The sequence below is a fragment of the Exiguobacterium sp. TNDT2 genome (assembly GCF_003331145.1).
In the GTDB taxonomy this organism is placed as follows: Bacteria; Bacillota; Bacilli; order Exiguobacteriales; family Exiguobacteriaceae; genus Exiguobacterium.
Genome location: NZ_QLVE01000018.1, coordinates 1 through 26,723 on the forward strand (window position 1 = coordinate 1; position 26,723 = coordinate 26,723).

A 26,723-nucleotide genomic window follows, 5' to 3' on the forward strand; every position below is an offset into this window, starting at 1 on the left:
GGGGGTCTCCCCCTGCGAGGATAGGACGTTGCCAGGCCAACGCGAAGGACGATCGAGCATCCGCTTAGTCGTTCTTTTTTTGTATATCTAGCGATGTCGCAGTTGCGACATCGCTTTTCGTTTGCCTTTTTTTGAATCAATGATAGAATATAGTCAAAAGTCAAAGATGGTCAGAGGGTGGTGGAGATGAGAAACATATCGGATGTAATCGAACAGTATTTGAAGCAAGTGCTGAAGGAGAGCCAGGCCGAAGCGATTGAAATTAAACGGCAAGATATCGCTAAGCGTTTCGAGTGTGTTCCGTCTCAAATCAACTACGTCATCAATACGCGTTTTACGGTCGAAAAAGGATATTTGGTCGAAAGTAAGCGTGGAGGCGGAGGATACATTCGCATTCGTCGTGTGATTTTGCATGAAAAACAAGACGTGTTGGCTAGTTTGATGGATATTTTACACGATCATCCTCGTCTTTCTGAACAACTTGTCGAGAACATATTGATTCGCTTGTTTGAAGAAGGGATGTTAAGTGAACGAGAAGTTCGTTTGCTGTACCACTTGTTGTCAGATGAAGCGCTCGGCTTGAACGCCGAAGATCGACACTTGATTCGAAGACAACAGTTACTCGCATTAATGAAATTACTTAGTTACCATTGACTGACGGAGGCATACATCTATGCTATGTGAACGATGCAAACGGCGACCTGCCGTCAATGAAATTCAAGTAGTGGAGAATGGAATTCCTGTAACGCGTAAACTATGTCGTAATTGTACAGTAGAACTCATGTCAGGTTATGTACCGGTCGTGAAACGGTGCCCAGGCTGTCAGTTGACACAAACTGAATTAGCTCATCTTCGAAAAGCGGGCTGTACTACTTGTTATACCGTTTTTCGCGAAGAATTGATGAAAATCACACGTCAGTATCAACAAGGCCATGATAAACATGTAGGTTCGATACCAGATGCGTTACGGACTCCCGACGAGCGAATCGAAGAGCGACTTGCAAAATTAGCAGGGGAGTTGGAACGAGCCGTCGAACAAGAAGATTATGAACGCGCAGCCAGGCTGAAAAAAGAGATTAATCAATTGAAAGGGCGAGGTGAGGCGTGATGGAGTCTTATCTTAAACATCCACTTGGTCCTAAAATGAGAGAGCGAGCCAAGTTAGATGATTTGGTCATCTCGACTCGTATCCGTCTAGCACGCAATTTAAAAGATACCGTTTTTTCTCCTGTTTTATCGGAAGAAGGACAACATCAACTTTGTGAACGGATTGAAACGTCACTTGGAGGATTGCAGGGTTTTGAGTATCTGCATATGGGTGATTATGATCAAGTGACCCGACAAGCGCTAGTTGAAAAGCATTTGATTAGCCCGACGATTGCCGGGAAAGAACAAAGTGCCGTCTTTTTAAGCGAAGATGAGACCATCAGCGTACTCATTAATGAAGAAGATCATCTACGAATTCAAACGCTACTCCCAGGTTATCAAGTAGAAGAGGCTTTCGAACTGGCTAAACGTGTCGATGCCCTCTGTGGAGAGTCCCTTCCTTACGCATTTGATGAACAGCTAGGTTATTTGACAACTTGTCCAAGTAATATCGGGACGGGTCTACGCGCCTCGGTGATGCTTCATCTGCCGGGATTGACGTTGACCGGACGGATAACTCCTATTCTAAAAGAACTTCGTAAGCTCGGATACACGATTCGGGGGCGTTACGGGGAAGGCAGTGATGCGGCGGGTCGATTATTCCAACTATCGAACCAGCGCACGTTAGGGAGTCATGAAGCCCAACTGTTAACCGACTTCATGGAAATCACGGAACAAGTCATCCAAGCAGAGCGACAAGCCCGCGAAGAGCTCTTGGCTCGCAACCAAGACGAGCTAGAAGATCATTTTTATCGCTCATATGGGATTTTACGGTATGCCAAACTGCTATCGTCAACAGAGGCCATCGAACGCCTATCCGATCTTCACTTGGCAAGTGACCTTGGTATTTTATCGGACTGGAGTCCACCCCAGTTCCACGAATTAATTGTAAAGCTCCAATCAGGTTTCCTACAAAAACATTTCGGGAAAACATTATCTACGAAAGAACGAGATCGCGAACGAGCGACTCTCGTTCGTCGAACGTTAGATCATGGCTTAGTTTGATCCAACTTTAAGGAGGTTTTGTCAATGATGTTTGGTCGATTTACAGAACGAGCTCAGCGCGTATTAGCTTTAGCACAAGAGGAAGCGGTACGACTTGGCCATCATAATATTGGTACGGAACATATTTTACTCGGACTCGTCCGTGAAGGGGAAGGGATTGCTGCTAAAGCACTGTTCGCTCTCGGACTCACGTCTGAAAAGATTCAACAAGAAGTAGAGGCACTCATTGGCCGTGGATCAGAAAACGGCTCAACAATTCATTATACACCGCGTGCAAAAAAAGTGATCGAACTCTCGATGGACGAGGCTCGAAAACTTGGACATTCTTACGTCGGCACCGAGCACATTTTACTTGGTGTGATTCGTGAAGGTGAAGGTGTGGCGGCTCGTGTCTTGAATAACCTTGGAGTCAGTTTGACGAAGGCACGTCAGCAAGTGCTCCAGCTCTTAGGCAATACTGAGTCGTCAGCGAACGCATCACAACCAGGTACAAGCGCTGCTACACCGACACTTGACGGCTTGGCCCGTGACTTGACCCAACAGGCGCGTGAGTCGCGTCTTGACCCAGTCATCGGCCGCGCTGGCGAGATTCAACGCGTCATCGAAGTGTTGTCTCGCCGGACAAAAAATAACCCGGTCCTCATTGGGGAACCAGGGGTCGGGAAAACGGCAGTCGTCGAAGGTCTCGCTCAACAGATCATTAATAACGAAGTTCCAGAAACTCTTCGTAATAAACGTGTCATGGTACTTGATATGGGAACGCTCGTCGCCGGAACGAAATACCGCGGTGAATTTGAGGACCGATTGAAAAAAGTAATGGATGAGATTCGCCAAGCTGGGAACGTCATTCTTTTCATCGACGAATTGCACACATTGATTGGAGCTGGCGGCGCTGAAGGCGCAATCGACGCGTCGAATATTTTGAAACCGTCACTCGCACGTGGCGAACTCCAATGTATCGGGGCGACGACACTTGATGAGTACCGGAAATACATCGAGAAAGATGCGGCACTCGAGCGCCGATTCCAGCCGATTCAAGTCAATGAACCGACGGCGGATGAGGCGGAACAAATCCTCTTTGGATTACGTGACCGCTACGAGGCACACCATCGCGTAACGATCACAGATGAAGCGATTCATGAAGCTGTCGTGCTCTCGGACCGCTACATCTCGGACCGCTTCCTTCCTGATAAAGCGATCGACCTCATCGATGAGGCTGCTTCGAAAGTAAGACTTCGCTCATTCACGGCACCGCCGAACTTGAAAGAACTCGAGGCTCGTCTTGAGTCAATCCGTAAAGAGAAAGATTCGGCTGTACAGAGTCAAGAGTTCGAGAAGGCTGCCTCGCTACGTGATACCGAGCAGAAACTCCGTGATGAGCTCGAACAGCTCAAGTCGGAATGGCAGAATAAGCAAGGGAACGAAAAACTCGAAGTAACGAAAGAAGATATCGCACAAGTCGTCGCCAACTGGACGGGTGTCCCGGTGACGAAGATCGCCGAAGAAGAAACAGATCGTCTCCTTAAACTCGAATCGATTCTCCACGGCCGGGTCATCGGTCAAGATGAGGCCGTCAAGTCGATTTCGCGGGCGATTCGCCGGGCTCGTGCCGGATTGAAAGATCCAAAACGTCCGATTGGGTCGTTTGTCTTCCTCGGACCAACGGGTGTCGGGAAAACCGAGTTGGCTCGGGCTGTGGCTGAAGCGTTGTTCGGTGACGAAGACGCCATCATCCGAATCGACATGTCTGAGTACATGGAGAAACACGCGACGAGTCGTCTCGTTGGATCGCCTCCAGGTTACGTCGGTTATGAAGAGGGCGGTCAATTGACAGAGAAGGTTCGCCGCAAGCCATATTCGGTCATCTTGCTTGATGAGATTGAAAAGGCTCACCCTGAAGTGTTCAATATCTTGCTCCAAGTGCTCGATGACGGTCGCTTGACAGACTCGAAAGGGCGTACGGTCGATTTCCGGAACACGGTCATCATTATGACGTCAAACGTCGGTGCGGCAGCGCTCAAACGGAACAAGTACGTCGGATTCACTGTTGAAGATGATGTGAAGCGTGAATATACGGAAATGAAAGATAAAGTTATGGAAGAATTAAAGAAAGCGTTCCGTCCCGAGTTCTTGAACCGGATTGACGAGATCACTGTCTTCCACTCGCTTCAAAAAGAGCACATCCAAGAAATTGTCAAACTTATGGCCGAGACACTTACGAAACGTCTCGGCGAACAAGGCATTGATTTCAGTCTCACCGAATCAGCGCTCGAGAAAATCGCTGAAGTCGGGTACGATCCGGAATACGGGGCTCGTCCACTCCGCCGTGCACTTCAGCGTGAGGTTGAGGACCGACTCTCAGAGGCGATGCTCAGCGGCAGCATCACAAAAGGCAGCAAAGTGGCGCTCGATGTACAAGACGGCGAATTCGTCGTCCGTAATGAAGGTGTCGTTCAGTAACTACAAGGCTCCCTCTCTCATGTGAGGGAGCTTTTTTAGACGGAAAGGAACATCATGGCAAAAATTAAAACGAAATACGTATGTCAGTCATGCGGATACGAATCCGCAAAATGGATGGGACGTTGCCCAGGTTGTAATGAATGGAACACGCTCGTCGAAGAGTTTGTCGAAGAGAAAAAGGCGAAACGGGGTGCCGCGTTCGTCCATAGTTCCTCGAGACAATTGAAACCGGAACGTCTGTCAGACGTCGTATCGCAAGAAGAGACGCGCGTCCATACAAATAGCCAAGAGTTTGATCGCGTGCTCGGGGGCGGGATTGTCCCAGGATCGCTTGTCCTCGTCGGTGGGGACCCGGGCATCGGGAAGTCGACCATCCTCCTTCAAGTGAGTGCCCATTTGGCGCACAGTGGACGGAAAGTGCTCTATATTTCCGGGGAAGAATCGCTCAAACAGACGAAACTCCGAGCTGAACGACTCGGCCTCCCGACCGAGGATTTATACGTCCTTGCCGAGACGGACATGTTGATGATTGAACGGGTCATCGATGAAGAAGAACCAGGGTTCGTCATCATCGACTCGATTCAAACCGTCTATATGGATGAAATCCAATCGGCACCAGGTAGTGTCGCCCAAGTGCGGGAATGTACGGCAGCACTCATGAAAATCGCTAAAACACGAGGCGTGGCTGTCTTTATCGTCGGTCACGTGACGAAACAAGGTTCGATTGCCGGTCCTCGTCTGCTCGAGCACATGGTCGACGCCGTCCTTTACTTTGAAGGAGAACGTCACCATACGTTCCGGATTTTGCGGGCCGTGAAAAACCGGTTCGGCTCGACGAACGAGATTGGCATCTTTGAAATGAAGGAAGGCGGGCTCGAAGAAGTCCTCAATCCGTCTGAAATTTTCTTAGAAGAACGAACTGCTGGCGTCTCTGGCTCCACGGTCGTCGCCTCGATGGAAGGGACGCGGACCGTGCTCGTCGAGCTTCAGGCACTAATTTCCCCGACCTCGTTCGGAAACCCACGTCGGATGGCGACCGGGATCGATCAGAACCGGGTCGCCCTCCTCATGGCCGTCCTTGAGAAACGTTCGGGTCTCTTGCTCCAAACGCAAGATGCTTATTTGAAAGCGGCGGGTGGAGTCAAACTGGATGAGCCGGCCATCGACTTGGCGATTTGCATCTCAATCGCGTCAAGCTTCCGGGATCGCCCGACTCGTCCGACGGATGTGTGTATCGGGGAAGTTGGCTTGACTGGGGAAGTCCGGCGTGTATCCCGGATTGAGCAACGTGTCGCCGAAGCGGCCAAGCTCGGTTTCACCCGGGCCATCATTCCAAAAAACAACCTCGGGGGCTGGACAGCCCCACCTGGCATCGATGTCGTCGGTGTCAGCACTGTCGATGAAGCGCTTCAACTCGCCATTCCGTTCTAACGGGGCGCTTCTAACAGTTTTTAACGCTTTGTAACGAACGCTCTCAAAAAAACCGTGTTACAATGAAAGTGTTAATTTTTTGTAATTTAAATTCATAATGAAGGAGGTGGAATGAGTGAAGATTGCTGTGCGAATCGGATTTATTTTAATCGGACTCGTCGTTGGTTGGTTTGGCATTATCGAAGCGATGTTGCTATTAGAGGACCTCGGAGTGAATGTACCAGCTTGGTTGACGATTCCTTACGTAGCTAGTTTGATTGGTGGACTTATCTTCTTCATTCTTAGTTTGTTCTTGACCGATGGGGTCGTTAAATTTATCCGTTTTGTTGAAGAACGGCTCGTCCGTTTACCTGTCGGCGATATTTTGTTCGGGTCGATCGGATTGATTATTGGTTTGTTGATTGCCTTTTTGATCAGTGTCTCATTAGAAGTAACAAATATCTTCTTACTCAGCAAAATCGTACCGATTTTCGTAACCGCCTTGTTCGGATACTTTGGTTTCGCTGTCGGCTACCGGAAGCGGAATGAATGGATTAAATTGTTCGTCAAGAGCGAACGCGAGAAGCCGGAAGCAGAACCGTTGCGCCGCTCGAATGATAAGATTTTGGATACGAGCGTCATCATCGATGGTCGGATCGCCGACATTTCGAAGACCGGTTTCATCGAAGGGACGCTCATTGTACCGCAATTCGTCATCGGTGAGCTTCAATATATTGCTGATTCATCGGATACGTTGAAGCGGAACCGTGGTCGTCGCGGCCTCGACATTTTGAAGGAGCTGCAAGACAACGACCGCATCGAAGTCGAGATTTATGACGGCGATTTTGAAGATGTCGCCGAAGTGGACATTAAATTGATCAAGTTGGCCGAGCTAAAAAAAGGTATCGTCGTGACGAACGACTACAACTTGAACAAAGTGTGCGAAGTTCGAAACGTCCCGGTGTTGAACATTAATGATTTGGCCAATTCGGTTAAACAGATTGTCATCCCGGGGGAAGAAATGGTCGTGACGGTCATCAAAGAAGGAAAAGAACAAAATCAAGGCGTCGCCTATCTCGAAGACGGCACAATGGTCGTCGTTGAAGGTGGGCGCAAGCTGATTTCGAAGACGTTGCCTGTTGTCGTGACAAGCGTGCTTCAAACCTCGGCTGGCCGTATGATTTTTGCTCGTCCTGAATAAGCATGGAAAAAGAGACGCATTTGCGCTCTCTTTTTTTCACGAACAGAGGTGAATGGAATGGTGCATTATACGGTGGTCATCCCAGCCGCGGGGAAAGGAAAGCGGATGGGAACCGATGAGAATAAATTGATGCTAACACTACAAGGAAAGCCGATTATCGTCTGGACGGTCGAAGCGTTCTCGAAAGATTCATGGTGTGAACGCATTGTTCTTGCGGTGCGCCCGGAAGAACAAGAGTGGTTCGAGCGACAATTTCATCATCTAGATACCCCGGTTACATACGTGACGGGCGGGGAAGAACGACAACAGAGCGTTCGGGCCGGTCTACAAGCCGTCGATCCGGATGGCGTCGTCTTGATTCATGACGGGGCGCGGCCGTTCGTGCGTATCGATCAACTTCACGCTATCGCGGAAGCCGGCCAGATGGAAGGTGCGATTCTTGCCGTCCCGGTCAAAGACACGGTCAAACAAGTCGCAGCCGGACAAATCACACAGACGGTGCCACGTGAGGCGTTATGGCTGGCGCAAACCCCGCAAGCGTTTCCTGCGGCTGACATCCGAGCGGTCCATGATCAGGCAGAAACGTCTGGATTCATCGGGACGGACGACGCGAGTTTATTCGAGTGGGCAGGTAAAAGAGTGACTGTCCTTACAGGTGACTATCACAACATTAAAATGACAACGCAGGAAGATTTATTATTCGGGGAAGCGATTTTAACGAAGGAGGACTATCGATGAGAATCGGACAAGGATTTGATGTACACGCGTTCGCTGAAGGGCGTCCGCTCATTTTAGGAGGCATTGAGATTCCACACGATCGTGGCCTGCTTGGCCACTCGGATGCGGACGTCTTGTTGCACACGATTGCCGACGCGGCGCTCGGGGCAATTGCAGCGGGCGATATTGGTAAGCATTTCCCGGACACGGACCCGAACTTTAAAGATGCGGATTCGAAAGTGCTGTTGCAGCACGTCTGGCAACTCGTCAAAGCAGAAGGCTATGTGCTTGGCAACGTCGATGCGACGGTGATGGCGGAGCGGCCGAAGCTCCGAACGTACATCGACGACATGCGAGCGGTGATTGCCGAGTTGCTTGAGGCGGATATCGGCCAAGTGAACGTCAAAGCGACGACGACGGAAAAGCTCGGCTTCACAGGACGTGAAGAAGGAATTGCCGCTCAGGCGGTCATCCTGCTCAACCGTGCTTGACAAAAGTGGTATACTATTTGGGCAGAAGAGAAGAAAGGTGGAAATATTATGAGTGAAGTGCGCGTACGCTATGCGCCGAGTCCGACGGGTCACCTTCATATCGGGAACGCCCGGACCGCGCTATTTAACTATTTATATGCTCGCCATGCTGGCGGGAAGATGATTCTCCGAATCGAGGATACGGACCAGAAACGGAACGTCGAGAACGGGGTCGAGAGTCAAATGAAATACTTGGAATGGCTCGGCATCGATTGGGATGAAGGTCCAGGCCGCGGCGGCGAATTCGGTCCTTATTTCCAAATGGAGCGTCTCGACCTTTACAATCAATACGTGAACGAATTGATGGACAAGGGGCTCGCATATAAGTGTTATATGACGTCTGAAGAACTTGAGGCGGAACGCGAAGCCCAAATCGCACGCGGCGAGGCACCACGTTATTCAGGAGCACATCGTAACTTGAGCGACGAAGAGCGTGCGGCGTTCGAAGCCGAGGGACGTAAACCATCGATTCGGATTCGCGTACCAGAAGGGGTCACATACAAGTGGACGGATGTCGTCAAAGGGGACGTCTCGTTCGAGTCGAAAGACTTCGGCGACTGGGTCATCGTTAAACAAGACGGGATCCCGACGTATAACTTTGCCGTTGTTGTCGACGACCACTTGATGAAAATCAGCCATGTGTTGCGTGGGGACGACCATATCGCCAACACACCGAAACAGATGATGGTGTATGATGCGCTCGGTTGGGACTATCCGGCGTTTGGTCATATGACATTGATTTATAACGAGAACCATAAGAAGTTATCGAAGCGTGATGAGTCGATCATCCAATTCATCGAGCAGTATGCCGACCTCGGTTACCTTCCGGGGGCACTCTTTAACTTCATCTCGCTCCTCGGGTGGTCACCGGTCGGAGAAGAGGAAATCTTCACGAAGGAAGCGTTCATCGAGATGTTTGATGCGGGTCGTTTGTCGAAGAGTCCGGCTGTCTTCGACCAACAGAAGCTTGCCTGGATCAACAGTGTCTACATGAAACAAGCTTCGCTTGACGAAGTAGTGGCACTCAGTTTACCATTCTTACAAGAAGCAGGACGTTTACCGCACGCTTTGTCGATTGAACAGGCGGATTGGGCGACGGCGCTCATCGCCCTCTATAAAGAACAGATGACGCACGGCGCTGAAATCGTGTCGTTGACGGATTTGTTCTTCAAGGATGAGGTCGAATATGACGAAGCGGCCAATGCGGTCCTTGCTGGTGAAACGGTACCGGCTGTCCTCGCCGAATTCAAAACTCAACTTGAAGCGATTGAGGACTTCACACCGGAGGCCGTCAAAGCAGCGACGAAAGCGACACAAAAGGCGACTGGCCAAAAAGGAAAGAACTTGTTCATGCCGATCCGAGTTGCGACGACCGGGCAGACGCACGGACCAGAGCTTCCGAACGCGATTTCATTAATTGGCAAAGAGCGTGTCTTGGCACGTCTCACAACATTATTAGCTTAAAGGCAACGATGAGGAAAGTAAGCGGTATGACACTTATCAGAGACTAGAACCTAGGCTGGAAGTTCTAGAAGCGTCCCCCGTCGAAGTGCACCTCGGAGCCGTTCCGGCGATACGTAGTCGGAACCGCGACTCGGCGTTAACGAGACATGAGAGGGGAACTATCCCAAACAGAGTGGAACCGCGCTTACGGCGTCTCTGTGCCTTGGCACAGGGGCGTCTTTGTTTTTGATATAGAAAAGGAGAACAATTATGGGATTTTGGAAAAGTGTGAGCGAAGATATTCGGAACGTGCTCGAACTCGATCCGGCTGCCCGCTCGAAAGCAGAAGTCATATTAACATATCCTGGTTTGCATGCGCTTTGGGCACATCGAATTGCCCACGGACTATGGACGCGTAAGGTGAAATTGTTGGCAAAAATGATTGCCCAGACGAGCCGTTGGTTGACGGGAATTGAGATTCATCCCGGTGCGGTGATCGGCGAAGGGGTGTTCATCGACCACGGATTCGGCATCGTCATCGGTGAGACTGCCATCATCGGCAATAACGTGACCATTTATCAAGGTGTGACGCTCGGCGGGACGGGCAAAGAGAAAGGGAAGCGACATCCGACCATCGGGAACGATGTGCTCATCTCGGCCGGAGCCAAAGTGCTCGGAAATATTACGATTGGCGATTGCGTCAAAATCGGGGCGAGTTCCGTCGTCTTAAAAGACGTCCCGTCCGACTCGACCGTCGTCGGGATCCCAGGCCGTGTCGTCATCCGAAACGGGGAGCGGGTCAAACAACACGACCTCGATCATCGATTGCCGGACCCGGACCGCGAATGCCAAGAACGGCTCGAAACGGCCGTCGCTGATTTGCAACGAAAGCTTGCGTCATTAGAGAAACGGATGGAGGAAAACACACATGATTCAGTTTTACAACAGCCTCACGAATAAGAAAGAACCGTTCGTACCGATCGTCCCGGGGAAAGTGTCGATGTACGTATGTGGACCGACCGTCTACAATTACATTCATGTCGGCAACGCCCGACCGGCCATCGCCTTTGATACGGTTCGTCGCTACTTATCGTATCGGGGCTATGATGTCAAATACGTCCTTAATTTCACGGATGTGGACGATAAGATCATCCGGACCGCGAACGAACTCGGTGAGGACGTCGGGACTCTGACGAACCGTTATATCGACGCCTATCTGGAAGACACTGGCGCCTTGAACGTCTTACCGGCTGACGTCCATCCACGCGTCACAGACACGATGGACGAGATTATCACGTTCATCAGCGAACTTGAGACGCAAGATTTTGCGTATGAGGCGGGTGGGGATGTCTATTTCCGGACCCGTAAATTTGAGACGTACGGCAAATTGAGCCAGCAATCAATCGAAGACTTGCGCGCGGGTTCACGCGTCGACGTCGGAGAAAAGAAAGAAGATCCGCTCGATTTCGTTTTGTGGAAAGCGGCGAAGCCAGGCGAGCCGGCATGGGCGAGCCCATGGGGGCAAGGTCGTCCGGGCTGGCACATCGAATGCTCGGCGATGGCAAAGAAACACCTTGGCGCAACAATCGATATCCATGCCGGAGGACACGACCTCAAGTTCCCGCACCACGAGAACGAGATCGCCCAGTCGGAGGCGTGCAACCATACGAAGTTCGCCAACTACTGGCTGCATAACGGGTTCATCAATATCGAGAACGAGAAGATGTCCAAATCGCTCGGGAACTTCCTGCTCGTCCATGAGGCGTTGAAGGAAGTGGACGCGATGGTGCTCCGCTTCTTCATGTTGTCGGTCCACTATCGTCATCCGATCAACTATAGTCGTGAGTTGATTGAACAAGCGGCGAACGGCTGGGATCGCATCAAGGAGTCATATCAAAACGTCGAATACCGTCTATCCGTCACAGCTGGCCTGGGAGAGCCGAGTGAGGCGATGGAACGTAAACTCACGACAATCAAAGCAGCCTTTATCGAGGCGATGGATGATGACATCAACACGGCAAACGCGGTAACGGTCTTGTTTGATTTGGCGCGTGAAGCCAACATCTATGCGAAAGCCGACCACGTCTCGAAAGACACGCTCAAACACGTGATCACCCTATTCGAAGAGTTGACAAGTGTGCTCGGGTTGACAATCAAAGCAGAGGCGGAGCTGCTCGACGCGGATATCAATCAATTGATCCAAGAGCGGAATACGGCCCGCGCGGAGCGAAACTTCGCCCGCGCCGATGAAATTCGGGATCTCTTGAAAGACCAGAACATTCAACTCGAGGATACGGCTCAAGGGGTACGGTGGAAGAGGTTATGAAACAACAAGCTCCTCAATTGAACGCCCTCGCCCTCGCCTACATGGGTGACGCCGTCTATGAAATGGCGGTACGGAGGCGTCTTCTCGGCCAAGGGATGACGAAACCGAACGATCTCCACCGTGGCGCCATCCGTTACGTGAATGCGGGCGCCCAAGCCGGGGTGGTGACCCATTGGCTCGAGACAGGCGTCTTGAGCGAGGACGAGACAGCTGTTGTCCGACGCGGAAAAAATGCGAAATCCGGTTCAATCCCGAAGCGGACAGATGTTCATACGTATCGGTACTCGACCGCGTTCGAGGCATTGATTGGTTACACATATCTAATGGAAAGAAGGGATCGTCTTGAAGAACTCATCGAACAAGCGTTCACATGGCTCGAAACCGAGTCATTCGAAACGACATGACGGAGGACGCACGCAGGAGCAACGTTCATTCGACCGCCCGCGCGGCGAACGAAATGAACGCCCGAAGCGTCAAAAACTAGAACGACCAGATTATCAAGAAGTTGACGTGCCCGAAGAAGGGATTGATTTCCTTTACGGACGCAATCCGGTGATGGAAGCGCTCCGGAGCGGTCGCGATATGAACAAGGTTTTCATTATGGAAGGACAACAGAAAGGACCGCTCGCTCAAATCATCAGCATGGCAAACGAGGCGTCAGTCCAAATCTCATTCGTTCCGAAGACGAAACTTGAGAAGATGGCCGGCAGCGAACATCACCAAGGTGTCGTCGCCGCGGTCGCCGCCTACGAATATAAGTCGATTGAGGACATGTTCGCGCTCGCCGAGTCAAAAGGAGAAACACCGCTGTTCATCCTACTGGATGAACTCGAAGACCCGCATAACCTCGGTTCGATTCTACGGACGGCGGATGCGGTCGGAGCACATGGGATTATCATTCCGAAGCGCCGTTCGGTCGGTTTGACGCAGACAGTGGCAAAAGCTTCAACTGGCGCGATCGAATACATCCCGGTCGCGCGCGTCACGAACTTGACACGGACGCTTGAAGAGTTGAAAGAGAAAGGGCTATGGGTCGTCGGGACAGACGCGAGCGAGAGCCAAGACTATCGTCGTCTCGATGGGAATATGCCGCTCGTCGTCGTCATCGGTAGTGAAGGTAAAGGGATGAGCCGCCTCGTACGGGAATCGTGCGACTTCCTCGTCCATATGCCAATGGTCGGTCACGTTACGTCGCTGAACGCCTCGGTCGCAGCCGCGCTTCTTTTGTATGAAGTGCATCGCTCACGTAACCCATTGTCATGAGCATCAAGAAACGGGAACTGCTCCTCGTGGATGGGTATAACATCATTGGTGCGTGGCCGCACCTCCGAAAGCTGCGTGACATCGATTTTGAGAAGGCACGCAACGACTTGATCGAAGCGATGGCCGAGTATCAAGCGGTCACGGGTCGAGAAGTGACGATTGTCTTCGATGCCCATATGCGTTATGGACGAGAATCGAAAGCGAAGCAGAGTCGTGTCGCGGTCGTCTACACGAAGGAAAATGAGACAGCGGATGAATGGATTGAACGCCGTGCCCATGACCTTGTCGACGACCGGCTCGTGACCCTGTTTGTGGCGACGAATGATTTTACAGAACAGTGGGTCATCTTTGGACAAGGAGCGCTCCGGGTTCCTGCCAATGAGTTGCTGAAAGATTGGAAACATGCTCAGGTATTGATTGAAAAAGAGCGATCAGCACTCGAGCAGGACAGGTCAAACCGAAAAACAATCGATCTTTCCCCGGAGGTAAGAGCCCGATTGGAAGAAATGCGTCGCCGCAAATGAAGCAGGCAACGATCTCACGGACGAGTTCATAAAATGGACTCGTTTTTTGTTTTAACTTTGACATTTATGAGAGAGGGAATGTTGTATACTAATACATGTATGAGTTATACAAATTGTAATTAACGGAATTTTTAGAATTTGTTTGACGGTCGTTTTAACTGACGCCTATAATGAGAGCACAAACCTACATAAGTTCATCAATCGCCGGGAGGTATGAAATATGAACGGATGGCCATATGATCATTTTGAAAGCATGTCCGACGAAGAACTCGTTTATCGTTCGCGAAATGACGGGGATAGCGACGCTCTTGAGTTTTTGATAGAGCGCTACCGGTATTTTGTGCGGGCAAAAGCTAGATCTTACTTTTTAATCGGCGCCGATCACGAGGATATCGTCCAAGAAGGTATGATTGGTCTATACAAAGGTGTCCGTGATTATCGTGATGAACGGCTCGCCTCATTTAAAAGTTTTGCCGAGATGTGCATCACCCGTCAAATGATCACCGCCATCAAAACGGCGACCCGTCAAAAACACATTCCGCTCAATTCGTATGTCTCGCTCGATAAGCCGATTTTTGACGACGAGTCGGACCGGACGTTGCTCGATGTAATTTTACCGACACATCCCACGGACCCGCAGGATTTGCTCGTGACACGAGAAGAACAACTGTTCATGGAAGAAAAGATGGAAGAGCTCCTGAGTGACTTGGAACGAAAAGTGTTGCGCCTTTATTTAGACGGCCGCTCGTATCAAGAAATCTCAGACGACCTCGACCGGCACGTGAAATCAATTGATAACGCGTTACAGCGCGTGAAGAAAAAGTTTGAGCGGCATGTCGACGTTAAAACGATGACGAGCTAACTGATGTTGACCGCACGCCTCCTATGTGATATTTTTAAGGCAGCGCCTTGTCCGTAGACGCCATTTACAGGAGGCGTTTTTTTTTCGCTCTTTTTTATGGGAGAGCTATCGAAAGGGGCGCTCATGAATGGCAAAGAAAGTAAATCTCGCGTGTTCGGAATGCGGGTCGAGCGGTTATTCGACTATGAAGCAAGACGACGTGACGACACGGCTTGAGCTGAGAAAGTTCTGTCGGTGTTGCAATGCGCATACGACACATCGAGAATCGAAGTAATGTAGATTGGCATTCAACGTAGGAGGAAACTACTATGAACTTTTTGCGCGATGTATGGAAAGAGTTAAAGAAAACGAGTTGGCCAACTCGTAAAGAACTCACAAAATATACCATTACGGTCATCGCGACGGTCGTCGTGGTCGGCCTGTTCGTGTTCGGCGTAGATACTGGCGTCAGTTATCTCGTCAATCTATTGATTAACTAAGGAAAGAGGTGAAAGCCGTGGAGAAGCAATGGTTTGTTGTCCAGACGTATTCTGGATTTGAAAACAACGTCAAAGAAAACCTAGAACGTCGAATCGGTTCGATGAACATGGAAGATAAAATTTTCCGCGTCCTCGTTCCGACTGAAACAACGCAAGAAGAAGTCACGCTCAAGAGTGGCGAAAAGAAGATTAAAGAAAAAGAAGTAAAAAGCTTCCCAGGCTACGTCTTCGTCGAGATGATTATGACGGACGACTCGTGGTATGTCGTTCGGAACACTCCGAACGTCACAGGCTTCCTTGGTTCAACGGGCGGAGGCGCTAAGCCGATTCCACTTCAACCGGACGAAGTGACGAACGTGTTGTCGCAGATGGGACTCATTGAGAAGAAGGATCGTTACAATTACGAACTCGGCGACCTCGTCCGGGTCAAAGAAGGCGCATTTGAGAACTTCGAAGGAACGATTGATGAAATCGAAGCCGATAAAGAGAAGCTTAAAGTTGTCGTTGACATGTTCGGCCGTGAAACAAAAATCGAGCTTGATTTCGAACAAGTTCAGAAAATTAACTAATACCCACTTGCCATTCTCGGGAACGGATGGTACAATCGGAAATGTTTGATGTTGTGCTATATTTCGGTACAAACTCGACCTAATAGATTGAGTGGGAGGGCGCACAACGTCCAAGAAACCACATTTTAGACTTAAGGAGGTGTGTCTCGTGGCGAAAAAAGTTACTAAACTCGTTAAACTTCAAATCCCAGCTGGTAAAGCTAACCCAGCACCACCAGTAGGACCAGCACTTGGTCAAGCAGGTGTTAACATCATGGGATTCTGTAAAGAGTTCAACGCTCGTACACAAGACCAAGCCGGATTGATTATTCCTGTAGTCATTACGGTATACGAAGATCGTTCGTTTACATTCATTACGAAAACTCCACCAGCTGCAGTTCTTTTGAAGAAAGCTGCTGGTATCGAGAGCGGTTCTGGTGAACCAAACCGTAAGAAAGTAGCAACGGTTAAGCGTGATAAAGTTCGCGAAATCGCTGAACTTAAAATGCCTGACCTTAACGCAGCGTCTGTTGAAACAGCGATGCTTATGGTTGAAGGTACTGCGCGTAGTATGGGTATTGTAATCGAAGACTAATTTATTAGTCTCTGGGATTGTCGGTGAATATTATGCTCACCTTCAATCCCTTCATTATGTGGGAGGAAATTCCGCTAACCACAAGGAGGAAAAGAATCATGGGTAAAAAACACCAAGAAGCAGCTAAGCTTGTTGACCGCATGAAGTCATACGAACTCGCTGAGGCCGTTGAACTCGTTCAGAAAACAGCTACTGCTAAATTCGATGAAACAATCGAAGTTGCTGTCCGTCTCGGCGTAGATCCGAAGAAAGCGGACCAACAAATCCGCGGTGCCGTCGTACTTCCACACGGTACTGGTAAAACACAAAAAGTTCTCGTCTTCGCAAAAGGCGAAAAAGTTAAAGAAGCTGAAGCAGCTGGCGCTGACTACGTCGGTGACCCTGAGTTCATCACGAAAATTCAACAAGGATGGTTCGACTTCGATGTAATCGTTGCGACACCTGATATGATGGGTGAAGTTGGTAAACTTGGTCGCGTTCTCGGACCAAAAGGCCTCATGCCTAACCCGAAAACAGGCACAGTCACGTTCGACGTTGCGAAAGCAATCGCGGACATCAAAGCTGGTAAAGTAGAATACCGCGTTGACAAAGCCGGTAACATTCACGTACCAGTTGGTAAGAAGTCATTTGAAGCAACAAAACTCTCTGAGAACATCGAGACAATCATCGAGACGCTCATGAAAGTGAAGCCTGCTACTGCAAAAGGAACTTACCTTAAAAACATCGCGCTTTCTTCGACAATGGGTCCTGGAATCCGTGTCGCGACTGCCGACTTCATCAAGTAATCTACTTGAAATAAACTGTTGACAACGTGTGATACCGCTGTTAAAGTAATACACGTTCAACCGAATATGTTGGATTACCGTAGACAGAAGGTGGACATCGGTCCGTAAACCCTTCCGAGGTGTCTTTGCTCGAACTTGAGCCTGTTGTCACAGGTTTACTTTCAAACAATTACGCCCTCGTATGTCTTCATACGAGGGATTTATTTTTGAAGAGCAGCCTCTCGCCCGGTATAAGAATTGACTAGGAGGTGCAAACACATGGCAAGCGAAAAAATCGTAGCTCAGAAATCGGCATTAGTCGATGAAATCGCTGAGAAAATGCAAGCGAGCGTCGGAACAATCGTCGTTGACTACCGTGGACTTACAGTTGAAGAAGTGACTACACTCCGTAAATCACTCCGTGACGCTGGAATCGAGTTCAAAGTATACAAAAACGGTCTTCTTCGCCGCGCGGCAGTTCAGTCGAACTTCGAAGGTCTTGACGAAGTCTTCACAGGTCCTACAGCAATCGCCTTCTCGAACGAAGACGTTGTTGCTCCTGCGAAGATCTTGAACGACTTCTCGAAAGAGCACAAAGCGCTCGAATTGAAAGGCGGAATCATCGAAGGCAAAGTTTCTTCACTTGAAGAAGTTAAAGCCCTTGCAGAACTTCCATCACGCGAAGGTCTTCTCTCGATGCTTCTCAGCGTACTTCAAGCTCCAATCCGTGGGCTCGCAGTCGCAACAAATGCAATCGCAGAACAAAAAGAAGAGCAAACTGCTTAATTTTTGGCTCGTAGCGTAATCAAAACCAATCTTCACAACATCAAAGGAGGAAAACCATAATGGCTTTCAACAAAGAGCAATTCATCGAAGACCTCAAATCAATGACGGTTCTCGAACTTAACGAACTCGTAAAAACAATCGAAGAAGAATTCGGCGTATCAGCAGCAGCTCCAGTAGCAGTTGCAGGTGCAGGCGCAGCAGTAGCTGAAGAGCAAACTGAATTCGACGTCATCCTCACAAACGCTGGCGCTGGTAAAATCAACGTCATCAAAGCAGTTCGTGAACTTACTGGCCTCGGTCTTAAAGAAGCGAAAGCACTCGTTGACGGAACTCCGGCTCCAGTCAAAGAAGGCGTTTCTAAAGAAGATGCAGACGCAGTCAAAGCTAAGCTTGAAGAAGCTGGCGCAACTGTCGAAGTTAAGTAATCCAACTTTTACTTCACAACTTATAGAAGCTCGCTATGGCGAGCTTCTTTTATTTCCTTGAAGAGTGGGTTAGGAGGTTCAATGCATGGGAGATCATTACTATACGAACGACCCTCGTTCGAAAAGTGCCCCTGAGACATGGACGTACGAGTTGCGAGGGAAGACTTATCGCTTCACCTCGGACCACGGCGTGTTCTCGAAAGGATCGGTCGATTTTGGGTCACGTCTCTTAATCGAATCATTTGAAATGCCTGACGTTGAAGGGCGCATTTTAGATGTGGGCTGCGGCTACGGTCCGATGGGGATCTCGCTTGCCGACGCCTCTGGGCGTGAAGCCCTCCTCGTCGACGTGAACGAGCGAGCGCTTGCCTTGTCAGAGCAAAACGCCGCCCAAAACGGGGTGACAATCGAGACGCGACTCAGCCACGCTTACGACACGGTCGGTGATGAACAATTCGCTGCGATCGTGACCAATCCGCCGATTCGGGCCGGAAAGCAAGTGGTCCACACGATTTTGCGTGAGGCGTATACACACCTTGTCGTAGGTGGCGCGCTCTATGTCGTCATTCAAAAGAAACAAGGAGCGCCTTCTGCCAAAAAGTTGCTTGAAGATGTATTTGGTCAAGTCGAGACGGTTGCGAAAGAGAAAGGCTATTTCATTTTCCGAGCAATTCGCTCTTGACAAACGGTGAAGTCTTGTTGACTCGCTATAACGTATATGCTAACATTATAAAATGCCATTGGAATGGAATTCGCTTTGAACTGCCGCGTTTGCCGCTTTTTAGACGCGGAAAAGGGGCGACATTCAATGACAATGTTCGATTATTACGCCCGAAAAATTCGATAGAGAATTGGGGGTCTGAGAGGTGAATCAGTTGACTGGTCAACTTGTTCAGTACGGTCGTCACCGTCAGAGAAGAAGCTTTGCCCGTATCAGTGAGGTATTAGAGCTTCCGAATTTGATTGAAATTCAAACTGCTTCTTACGAGTGGTTCTTGCGTGAAGGATTGAAAGAGATGTTCACGGACATTTCGCCAATCTCCGACTTCACTGGAAACCTCGTGCTCGAGTTCATCGATTATTCGCTCAGTGAGCCGAAGTATTCGATTGATGAGTCGAAGGAGCGAGACGTTACTTACTCTGCGCCACTTCGCGTAAAAGTGCGTCTGCAAAACAAAGAGACAGGTGAGCTCAAAGAACAAGAGGTGTTCATGGGGGATTTCCCACTCATGACAGAATCGGGAACGTTTATCATTAACGGTGCAGAACGCGTTATCGTTTCCCAGCTTGTTCGTTCGCCGAGCGTTTATTACAACGCCAAACTCGATAAAAACGGTAAGCGTGGTTTCGGTGCGACAGTCATTCCGAACCGCGGGGCATGGCTCGAACTTGAGACAGACGCCAAAGATATCGTTTACGTTCGTATCGACCGTACCCGTAAAATCCCGGTAACGGTGTTGTTGCGTGCGCTCGGATTCGGTACGGACCAAGAGATTATCGATCTTCTCGGGGATGACGAATACCTTCGCAACACCCTTGAAAAAGATAATACGGAATCAACAGAAAAAGCGTTAATCGAGATTTACGAGCGTCTCCGCCCTGGTGAACCACCAACGGTTGAGAACGCGAAGTCACTTCTCGTGTCACGTTTCTTCGACCCAAAACGTTACGACCTTGCCAACGTCGGTCGCTATAAGATGAACAAAAAACTTCATCTTAAAAACCGCCTCTTCGGTCAAAAATTGGCCGAGACGCTCGTGGACCCAGAAACAGGCGAAGTCATCGCCGAAGCTGGAACTATTCTCGATCGTCGCAACCTTGACCGCGTTCTTCCGCACTTGGAGAACGGCCTCGGTTATATGGATGCTGAGCCGACAGGCGGCGTCGCTGAAGGTGAACCGTTCGGTCTTCAATCGATCAAAGTAATCTCACCAGATGACCCAGATGGGGAGCGTATCTTGAACATTATCGGTAACGGCAATATCGACCGCAGCGTGAAACACATCACGCCGGCTGATATCATCGCATCGATCAACTACTTCTTTAACTTACTACACGAAGTCGGAACAACAGATGACATCGACCACTTAGGAAACCGTCGTCTTCGTTCAGTCGGAGAACTTCTCCAAAACCAATTCCGGATCGGGCTTTCTCGTATGGAACGTGTCGTTAAAGAACGGATGTCGATTCAAGATCAAAACGCGATCACACCACAGGCGCTTATCAACATTCGTCCGGTAATCGCATCGCTTAAAGAGTTCTTCGGTAGTTCGCAATTGTCACAGTTCATGGACCAAACAAACCCGCTCGCAGAGCTCACGCACAAGCGTCGTCTCTCTGCACTCGGACCGGGTGGTTTGACACGTGAGCGTGCCGGTTTCGAAGTTCGAGACGTACACTATTCGCACTACGGTCGGATGTGTCCAATCGAAACACCGGAGGGACCGAACATCGGTCTCATCAACTCACTTTCGTCTTATGCGAAAGTAAACGAGTACGGCTTCATCGAAGCACCGTACCGTCGAGTCGACCCAGAAACAGGTCTCGTCACGAGCGAGATTCAATATATGACGGCGGATGAAGAAGATCTCTACGTCGTCGCCCAGGCGAACATGCCGCTCACAGAAGAAGGCGGATTCGCCAACGAACAAGTCCTTTGCCGTTTCCGCGGACAAAACTTGTCAGTTGAGCCGAACCGAGTCGATTACATGGACGTTTCGCCGAAACAGGTTGTTTCTGCCGCGACGGCATGTATCCCGTTCCTCGAGAACGATGACTCGAACCGTGCCCTCATGGGAGCGAACATGCAACGTCAAGCTGTACCACTTCTTCAGCCAGATTCACCGATTATCGGTACTGGGATGGAGTACGTGTCAGCGAAAGACTCTGGAGCCGCGATCATCGCGAAATTCCCAGGTGTCGTCGAGCGTGTCACAGCACGTGAAATCTTGGTCCGCCGCACGTCTGACGTGAACGGTTCTGAGGTGTCAGGTGACCTTGACCGCTACAAACTTCAAAAGTATGTCCGTTCGAACCAAGGGACATGCTACAACCAGAAGCCGATCATCGCTGCTGGCGACCGTGTCGAAAAAGGAGAAATCCTTGCTGACGGTCCGTCGATGGATATGGGTGAGCTCGCGCTCGGCCGTAACGTCGTCGTCGCCTTCATGACATGGGACGGTTACAACTATGAGGATGCGATCATCATGAGTGAACGCCTCGTGAAAGATGACGTGTACACATCGATTCATATCGAAGAGTACGAGTCAGAATCACGCGACACGAAACTCGGACCTGAGGAAATCACACGTGATATTCCAAACGTCGGTGATGACGCGCTTCGCAACTTGGACGACCGTGGGATCATCCGCATCGGTGCGGAAGTCAAGGATGGCGATATCCTCGTCGGTAAAGTTACGCCTAAAGGTGTGACTGAATTGACGGCGGAAGAGCGTCTCTTGCACGCGATCTTCGGTGAGAAGGCACGTGAAGTCCGTGATACGTCACTCCGTGTACCAAACGGCGGCGACGGCATCATTTTGGACGTCAAAGTGTTTGACCGTGAAAACGGTGACGAACTCTCACCAGGCGTGAACCAAATGGTTCGTGTCTACATCGTTCAAAAACGTAAGATTCACGAAGGGGATAAGATGGCGGGACGTCACGGTAACAAAGGTGTTATCTCGCGTATCCTTCCTGAAGAAGACATGCCATATATGCCGGACGGCACACCGATTGACATCATGCTTAACCCACTAGGTGTACCATCACGGATGAACATCGGTCAGGTACTCGAACTCCACCTTGGAATGGCGGCTAAAAAGCTCGGCATCAAAGTGGCGACACCTGTATTCGATGGTGCGCGTGAGGAAGACGTATGGGCAACGATTGAAGAAGCTGGAATGGACAAAGATGCCAAGACTCGTCTCTATGACGGTCGTACTGGTGAAGCGTTCGATAACCGCGTCTCGGTCGGTGTCATGTACATGATCAAACTCGCGCACATGGTTGATGATAAACTTCACGCACGTTCGACAGGACCATACTCGCTCGTCACGCAGCAACCGCTCGGTGGTAAAGCACAATTCGGTGGACAGCGTTTCGGTGAGATGGAAGTTTGGGCACTTGAAGCGTACGGCGCAGCCTACACGCTCCAAGAAATCCTTACGATCAAGTCGGATGACACGGTTGGTCGTGTGAAAGCATACGAGGCCATCGTGAAAGGTGAGAGCGTTCCGAAAGCGGGCGTTCCTGAGTCGTTCCGCGTCTTGATTAAAGAGCTCCAAGCGCTCGGTATGGAAGTCAAGATGATGTCTGCGGACGATGAAGAAGTTGAAATGAAAGATGAAGATGACGACAACATCCCGAACGCAACATCGGCGTTAGAACAAGTCGTTCAACCGACTGTTACGGAAGAGGAATAAGGCGAAAAGGGAGGTCGGCCCCTTGGTAGATGTTAATCGATTTGAATATATGAAAATCGGCTTGGCTTCACCGGAGAAGATCCGTTCGTGGTCTTACGGGGAAGTCAAAAAGCCGGAAACGATCAACTATCGTACACTCAAACCAGAGAAGGACGGATTGTTCTGTGAACGAATCTTCGGTCCTACGAAAGACTGGGAATGTTACTGCGGGAAATACAAACGGATCCGTTATAAAGGAGTCATTTGTGACCGCTGTGGCGTTGAAGTGACGAAAGCGAAAGTGCGTCGCGAGCGTATGGGCCATATCGAGCTCGCGGCACCAGTTTCGCACATCTGGTACTTCAAAGGGATTCCAAGCCGAATGGGGCTTGTTCTCGACATGTCACCACGTGCGCTCGAAGAAGTAATCTATTTCGCGTCGTACGTCGTGACGGAGCCAGGTGACACTCCGCTTGAGAAGAAACAACTTCTCTCGGAAAAAGAATACCGTCTCTACCGTGAAAAATACGGTAGTGACTTCAAAGCAGACATGGGTGCGGAAGCAATCCGGACACTCCTTCAAGACGTGCAACTCGAGAAGGAAGTCGGAGAACTCCGCGAAGAATTGAAGACAGTTCAAGGTCAACGTCGTACACGTGCGATTAAACGTCTTGAAGTGCTCGATGCATTCTTCACGTCAGGCAATGATCCAGATTGGATGATCCTCGAAGTACTTCCTGTCATTCCGCCTGAACTTCGCCCGATGGTGCAGCTCGACGGTGGACGCTTTGCGACATCTGACTTGAACGATTTGTATCGTCGAGTCATCAACCGTAACAACCGTCTCAAACGTTTGCTCGACCTCGGCGCGCCGAACATCATCGTGCAAAACGAGAAGCGTATGCTTCAAGAAGCGGTTGACGCTCTCATCGACAATGGTCGTCGTGGTCGTCCGGTCACAGGACCAGGTAACCGTCCGTTGAAATCACTTTCACACATGTTGAAAGGGAAACAAGGTCGTTTCCGTCAAAACCTTCTTGGTAAACGGGTCGACTATTCAGGACGTTCGGTTATTGTCGTTGGTCCAAACTTGAAGATGTACCAATGTGGTCTCCCGAAAGAGATGGCACTTGAACTCTTCAAACCGTTCGTGATGAAAGAACTTGTCGGTCGCGGCATCGCGTCGAACATCAAGAACGCCAAACGTAAAATCGAGAAGATGCAACCAGAAATTTGGGGCGTCCTCGAAGAAGTCATTCGTGAGCATCCGGTTCTCTTGAACCGTGCCCCAACGCTTCACCGACTAGGGATTCAAGCTTTCGAACCGATTCTCGTCGAAGGTCGCGCGATTCGCCTTCACCCGCTCGTATGTACGGCTTATAACGCCGACTTCGATGGTGACCAAATGGCGGTTCACGTACCACTTTCTGCTGAAGCACAAGCGGAAGCTCGTCTTCTCATGCTCGCAGCGCAAAACATCTTGAACCCGAAAGACGGTAAACCAGTTGTTACACCATCGCAAGATATGGTCCTCGGTAACTACTACATCTCGCTTGAACGCGACGATGCCGTCGGACAAGGGAAAATTTTGTCGAACGTGAACGAAGCGCTCATCGCGTATCAAAATGGCTATGTCCACTTGCATACACGTGTCGCTCTTCCAGCACGCACGCTCAACAACCCGACGTTCACAGATGAACAAAACGAGAAATTATTGATCACAACGGTCGGAAAAATGATCTTTAACGAGATCTTGCCGAACACGTTCCCATACTTGAACGAGCCGACGATGGAAAACTTACAGGAAGCAACGCCTGACAAGTACTTTATCGACAAAGGTGCCAACGTAGCGGAAGAAATCGCTTCACGTCCTTTGGTTGAACCGTTCAAAAAAGGATTCCTTGGAAAAGTCATCGCGGAAGTGTTCCAGAAGTTTGAAACGACTGAAACAAGCCGCATGCTTGACCGGATGAAAGATCTCGGCTTCAAACACTCGACGAAAGCCGGTGTGACGGTCGGAATCGCTGATATCATCGTTCTTCCGGACAAACAAGAGATCCTTGATGAAGCGCAAACTCAAGTCGATCAAATCATGAAGTCATTCCGTCGCGGTCTCATCACTGAAGATGAGCGTTACGAGCGCGTTGTACGTTCTTGGAACGAAGCGAAGGATGAGATTCAATCACGATTGATGAAATCCCTCAATCGCTTGAACCCAATCTTCATGATGTCTGACTCAGGTGCCCGTGGTAACGCGTCCAACTTCACGCAGCTCGCAGGGATGCGTGGTTTGATGGCCGCTCCATCTGGCCGCATCATCGAACTTCCGATCAAATCTTCATTCCGTGAAGGTCTGACGGTACAAGAGTACTTCATCTCGACGCACGGTGCGCGTAAAGGTCTTGCCGATACAGCCCTTAAGACGGCTGACTCAGGTTATTTGACGCGTCGTCTTGTTGACGTAGCCCAAGATGTCATCATCCGTGAAGAAGATTGTGGAACGGACCGCGGAATCCGCGTTGCCGCTCTCCGCGAAGGCACGGAAGAAATCGAAAACTTGTATGACCGCCTCGTCGGCCGTACAGCGTTCGAGACAGTGGCACATCCGGAAACGGGTGAAGTCATGGTCGAGAAGAACCAATTGATTACCGAAGATCTCGCTCGCGACATCGTCGACGCTGGAATCGAACGAGTTGAAATCCGTACAGCCTTTACATGTAACACGTCACACGGCGTATGTAAGAAATGTTACGGCCGCAACTTGGCGACTGGCTCGAACGTTGAAGTCGGCGAAGCTGTCGGAATCATCGCCGCGCAATCAATCGGTGAACCAGGAACGCAGCTTACAATGCGTACCTTCCACACAGGTGGGGTAGCCGGAGATGATATCACACAAGGTCTTCCACGTATCCAAGAGGTATTTGAGGCCCGTAACCCGAAAGGGCAAGCGGTCATCTCGGAAATCCCTGGTACGGTCATTGACTTTACAGAATCGCGTGACAAGCGGGAACTCACCGTCGAAGGACTTAGTGAGACACGCACGTACACGATCCCGTTCGGAGCACGTCTCCGTGTTCAAATCGGAGATACGGTAGAAGCGGGAGAAGTCTTCACGGAAGGTTCGATCGATCCGAAAGAATTGCTCGCCGTCCGTGGTGTATCTGGCGTACAAAACTACCTTCTCCAAGAAGTACAAAAAGTTTATCGGATGCAAGGGGTAGAGATCGGCGACAAACACGTCGAAGTCATGGTTCGCCAAATGCTTCGCCGCGTCAAAGTCATCGAGTCTGGTGATACGCCGCTCCTCCCTGGTTCGCTCGTCGACATCAGCGTCTTCAAGGAAGCGTGTAAAGATGCGCTCCGTGAAGGCAAGAGCCCGGCGACGGCGAAACCGGTCCTTCTCGGAATCACGAAAGCGTCGCTTGAGACAGATTCGTTCCTCTCGGCCGCTTCGTTCCAAGAAACGACTCGTGTATTGACAGATGCTGCCATCAAAGGCAAGCGCGACTATCTCCTTGGACTCAAAGAGAACGTCATCATCGGGAAACTCGTTCCAGCTGGTACTGGGATGCCGGTTTACCGTGATGTTCAACTCAAAGAAGAAGAGACGAAAGCCGTCCTCGAAGACACGACAGTCGAATAAAAACGTCTTGACAGCATAGGTTGGCGGTGCTACTATGATTTAGTGCCGCCAATCGGTTGTTGTCGATGACAACGGTGTCCAGCAGTCGGCAAGCTACTTGGACGTCACCCGATCTTTCTTCGGAAAGGTTTGGCTGCTATTATTGCCACTTTCAAGGTATAACTCACGTTTTTGCGAGGTCATGGAATGCCTA

25 protein-coding genes and 2 other annotated features are annotated in these 26,723 nt (G+C 50.1%); all 25 genes read left to right on the plus strand.

Going from position 1 to position 26,723, the window contains the following annotated elements; all coding sequences use genetic code 11:
- Positions 1–186 precede the first annotated feature (186 nt).
- The 25 genes from DPV68_RS09765 to rpoC all read left to right on the plus strand — a co-directional run bounded on the left by DPV68_RS09765 (position 187) and on the right by rpoC (position 26,530).
- A complete protein-coding gene (locus DPV68_RS09765) occupies positions 187–654 on the plus strand; it encodes a CtsR family transcriptional regulator (RefSeq protein WP_114166644.1) in 468 nt (155 codons plus the stop codon).
- A 247-nt stretch (positions 655–901) separates the two neighbouring features.
- Complete coding sequence (locus DPV68_RS15065) at positions 902–1,108, plus strand: UvrB/UvrC motif-containing protein (RefSeq protein ID WP_232819590.1); 207 nt, start codon at positions 902–904, stop codon at positions 1,106–1,108.
- A 35-nt stretch (positions 1,109–1,143) separates the two neighbouring features.
- Positions 1,144–2,151: a protein arginine kinase gene (locus DPV68_RS09775; protein ID WP_232819591.1), complete on the plus strand. Its 1,008-nt coding sequence runs from the start codon at positions 1,144–1,146 to the stop codon at positions 2,149–2,151.
- A 24-nt stretch (positions 2,152–2,175) separates the two neighbouring features.
- On the plus strand, positions 2,176–4,611 hold the full coding sequence (clpC, locus tag DPV68_RS09780; RefSeq protein WP_114166650.1) for an ATP-dependent protease ATP-binding subunit ClpC: 2,436 nt from the start codon (positions 2,176–2,178) through the stop codon (positions 4,609–4,611).
- Between the two features lie 54 nt (positions 4,612–4,665).
- Positions 4,666–6,042 carry a DNA repair protein RadA gene (radA, locus tag DPV68_RS09785; protein ID WP_021066579.1) on the plus strand — a complete coding sequence of 459 codons (1,377 nt, stop codon included), beginning with the start codon at positions 4,666–4,668 and terminating at the stop codon, positions 6,040–6,042.
- Positions 6,043–6,157: 115 nt separating this feature from the next.
- Positions 6,158–7,222 carry a PIN/TRAM domain-containing protein gene (locus DPV68_RS09790; protein WP_114166652.1) on the plus strand — a complete coding sequence of 355 codons (1,065 nt, stop codon included), beginning with the start codon at positions 6,158–6,160 and terminating at the stop codon, positions 7,220–7,222.
- Positions 7,223–7,279: 57 nt separating this feature from the next.
- Positions 7,280–7,960 carry a 2-C-methyl-D-erythritol 4-phosphate cytidylyltransferase gene (gene ispD / locus DPV68_RS09795; protein ID WP_114166654.1) on the plus strand — a complete coding sequence of 227 codons (681 nt, stop codon included), beginning with the start codon at positions 7,280–7,282 and terminating at the stop codon, positions 7,958–7,960.
- A complete protein-coding gene (gene ispF / locus DPV68_RS09800; protein WP_114166656.1) occupies positions 7,957–8,430 on the plus strand; it encodes a 2-C-methyl-D-erythritol 2,4-cyclodiphosphate synthase in 474 nt (157 codons plus the stop codon). The genes ispD and ispF overlap by 4 nt, the downstream gene beginning before the upstream one ends.
- Positions 8,431–8,475: 45 nt before the next feature.
- Positions 8,476–9,933 (plus strand): glutamate--tRNA ligase, encoded by a 1,458-nt coding sequence (gene gltX / locus DPV68_RS09805; RefSeq protein WP_198662290.1) that lies wholly within the window; start codon positions 8,476–8,478, stop codon positions 9,931–9,933.
- Positions 9,930–10,133: a binding site (T-box leader), on the plus strand. (Overlaps the previous gene by 4 nt.)
- A gap of 49 nt (positions 10,134–10,182) precedes the next feature.
- The gene (gene cysE, locus DPV68_RS09810) at positions 10,183–10,872 is read left to right on the plus strand and encodes a serine O-acetyltransferase (protein WP_114166660.1); all 690 of its coding nucleotides are present in this window, start codon (positions 10,183–10,185) and stop codon (positions 10,870–10,872) included.
- Positions 10,841–12,238, plus strand: a complete 1,398-nt coding sequence (gene cysS, locus DPV68_RS09815; RefSeq protein ID WP_114166662.1) for a cysteine--tRNA ligase — start codon at positions 10,841–10,843, stop codon at positions 12,236–12,238. Before cysE ends, cysS begins: the two co-directional genes overlap by 32 nt.
- Entirely contained in the window at positions 12,235–12,642 is a 408-nt protein-coding gene (locus DPV68_RS09820) for a Mini-ribonuclease 3 (RefSeq protein WP_114166663.1), read from the plus strand. Before cysS ends, DPV68_RS09820 begins: the two co-directional genes overlap by 4 nt.
- 106 nt (positions 12,643–12,748) lie before the next feature.
- Complete coding sequence (rlmB, locus tag DPV68_RS09825) at positions 12,749–13,501, plus strand: 23S rRNA (guanosine(2251)-2'-O)-methyltransferase RlmB (RefSeq protein WP_114166707.1); 753 nt, start codon at positions 12,749–12,751, stop codon at positions 13,499–13,501.
- Positions 13,498–14,025, plus strand: coding sequence for an NYN domain-containing protein (locus tag DPV68_RS09830; RefSeq protein WP_114166665.1), 528 nt, complete (start codon positions 13,498–13,500; stop codon positions 14,023–14,025). The genes rlmB and DPV68_RS09830 overlap by 4 nt, the downstream gene beginning before the upstream one ends.
- 220 nt (positions 14,026–14,245) lie before the next feature.
- Positions 14,246–14,887, plus strand: a complete 642-nt coding sequence (gene sigH / locus DPV68_RS09835) for an RNA polymerase sporulation sigma factor SigH (protein WP_114166667.1) — start codon at positions 14,246–14,248, stop codon at positions 14,885–14,887.
- Between the two features lie 127 nt (positions 14,888–15,014).
- A complete protein-coding gene (gene rpmG / locus DPV68_RS09840) occupies positions 15,015–15,161 on the plus strand; it encodes a 50S ribosomal protein L33 (RefSeq protein WP_114166668.1) in 147 nt (48 codons plus the stop codon).
- A gap of 34 nt (positions 15,162–15,195) precedes the next feature.
- Positions 15,196–15,366: a preprotein translocase subunit SecE gene (gene secE, locus DPV68_RS09845; protein ID WP_021066591.1), complete on the plus strand. Its 171-nt coding sequence runs from the start codon at positions 15,196–15,198 to the stop codon at positions 15,364–15,366.
- Between the two features lie 17 nt (positions 15,367–15,383).
- A complete protein-coding gene (gene nusG / locus DPV68_RS09850; protein ID WP_114166670.1) occupies positions 15,384–15,935 on the plus strand; it encodes a transcription termination/antitermination protein NusG in 552 nt (183 codons plus the stop codon).
- Positions 15,936–16,083: 148 nt separating this feature from the next.
- A complete protein-coding gene (gene rplK / locus DPV68_RS09855) occupies positions 16,084–16,509 on the plus strand; it encodes a 50S ribosomal protein L11 (RefSeq protein WP_070329252.1) in 426 nt (141 codons plus the stop codon).
- Positions 16,510–16,607: 98 nt separating this feature from the next.
- Positions 16,608–17,294, plus strand: a complete 687-nt coding sequence (gene rplA, locus DPV68_RS09860) for a 50S ribosomal protein L1 (RefSeq protein WP_114166671.1) — start codon at positions 16,608–16,610, stop codon at positions 17,292–17,294.
- A 59-nt stretch (positions 17,295–17,353) separates the two neighbouring features.
- Positions 17,354–17,507: a sequence feature (ribosomal protein L10 leader region), on the plus strand.
- Positions 17,508–17,552: 45 nt separating this feature from the next.
- Positions 17,553–18,059: a 50S ribosomal protein L10 gene (gene rplJ, locus DPV68_RS09865; protein WP_114166673.1), complete on the plus strand. Its 507-nt coding sequence runs from the start codon at positions 17,553–17,555 to the stop codon at positions 18,057–18,059.
- 59 nt (positions 18,060–18,118) lie between these two features.
- Positions 18,119–18,484, plus strand: coding sequence for a 50S ribosomal protein L7/L12 (rplL, locus tag DPV68_RS09870; protein WP_021066596.1), 366 nt, complete (start codon positions 18,119–18,121; stop codon positions 18,482–18,484).
- Positions 18,485–18,569: 85 nt separating this feature from the next.
- Entirely contained in the window at positions 18,570–19,166 is a 597-nt protein-coding gene (locus DPV68_RS09875; protein WP_114166675.1) for a class I SAM-dependent methyltransferase, read from the plus strand.
- A gap of 193 nt (positions 19,167–19,359) precedes the next feature.
- Positions 19,360–22,908: a DNA-directed RNA polymerase subunit beta gene (rpoB, locus tag DPV68_RS09880; RefSeq protein ID WP_034781750.1), complete on the plus strand. Its 3,549-nt coding sequence runs from the start codon at positions 19,360–19,362 to the stop codon at positions 22,906–22,908.
- 22 nt (positions 22,909–22,930) lie between these two features.
- Entirely contained in the window at positions 22,931–26,530 is a 3,600-nt protein-coding gene (rpoC, locus tag DPV68_RS09885; RefSeq protein ID WP_114166677.1) for a DNA-directed RNA polymerase subunit beta', read from the plus strand.
- Positions 26,531–26,723 lie beyond the last annotated feature (193 nt).

Excerpts from the sequence above, each read along its gene's own strand:
- sigH (WP_114166667.1), top strand. The coding sequence starts at position 14,246 with ATGAACGGATGGCCATATGATCATTTTGAAAGCATGTCCGACGAAGAA.
- DPV68_RS09765 (WP_114166644.1), top strand. The coding sequence starts at position 187 with ATGAGAAACATATCGGATGTAATCGAACAGTATTTGAAGCAAGTGCTG.
- cysS (WP_114166662.1), top strand. The coding sequence starts at position 10,841 with ATGATTCAGTTTTACAACAGCCTCACGAATAAGAAAGAACCGTTCGTA.
- DPV68_RS09830 (WP_114166665.1), top strand. The coding sequence starts at position 13,498 with ATGAGCATCAAGAAACGGGAACTGCTCCTCGTGGATGGGTATAACATC.
- rplJ (WP_114166673.1), top strand. The coding sequence starts at position 17,553 with ATGGCAAGCGAAAAAATCGTAGCTCAGAAATCGGCATTAGTCGATGAA.
- DPV68_RS09820 (WP_114166663.1), top strand. The coding sequence starts at position 12,235 with ATGAAACAACAAGCTCCTCAATTGAACGCCCTCGCCCTCGCCTACATG.
- radA (WP_021066579.1), top strand. The coding sequence starts at position 4,666 with ATGGCAAAAATTAAAACGAAATACGTATGTCAGTCATGCGGATACGAA.
- cysE (WP_114166660.1), top strand. The coding sequence starts at position 10,183 with ATGGGATTTTGGAAAAGTGTGAGCGAAGATATTCGGAACGTGCTCGAA.
- rplA (WP_114166671.1), top strand. The coding sequence starts at position 16,608 with ATGGGTAAAAAACACCAAGAAGCAGCTAAGCTTGTTGACCGCATGAAG.
- clpC (WP_114166650.1), top strand. The coding sequence starts at position 2,176 with ATGATGTTTGGTCGATTTACAGAACGAGCTCAGCGCGTATTAGCTTTA.
- ispD (WP_114166654.1), top strand. The coding sequence starts at position 7,280 with ATGGTGCATTATACGGTGGTCATCCCAGCCGCGGGGAAAGGAAAGCGG.
- rpmG (WP_114166668.1), top strand. The coding sequence starts at position 15,015 with ATGGCAAAGAAAGTAAATCTCGCGTGTTCGGAATGCGGGTCGAGCGGT.
- secE (WP_021066591.1), top strand. The coding sequence starts at position 15,196 with ATGAACTTTTTGCGCGATGTATGGAAAGAGTTAAAGAAAACGAGTTGG.
- DPV68_RS09875 (WP_114166675.1), top strand. The coding sequence starts at position 18,570 with ATGGGAGATCATTACTATACGAACGACCCTCGTTCGAAAAGTGCCCCT.
- DPV68_RS15065 (WP_232819590.1), top strand. The coding sequence starts at position 902 with ATGAAAATCACACGTCAGTATCAACAAGGCCATGATAAACATGTAGGT.
- ispF (WP_114166656.1), top strand. The coding sequence starts at position 7,957 with ATGAGAATCGGACAAGGATTTGATGTACACGCGTTCGCTGAAGGGCGT.
- rplL (WP_021066596.1), top strand. The coding sequence starts at position 18,119 with ATGGCTTTCAACAAAGAGCAATTCATCGAAGACCTCAAATCAATGACG.
- DPV68_RS09775 (WP_232819591.1), top strand. The coding sequence starts at position 1,144 with ATGAGAGAGCGAGCCAAGTTAGATGATTTGGTCATCTCGACTCGTATC.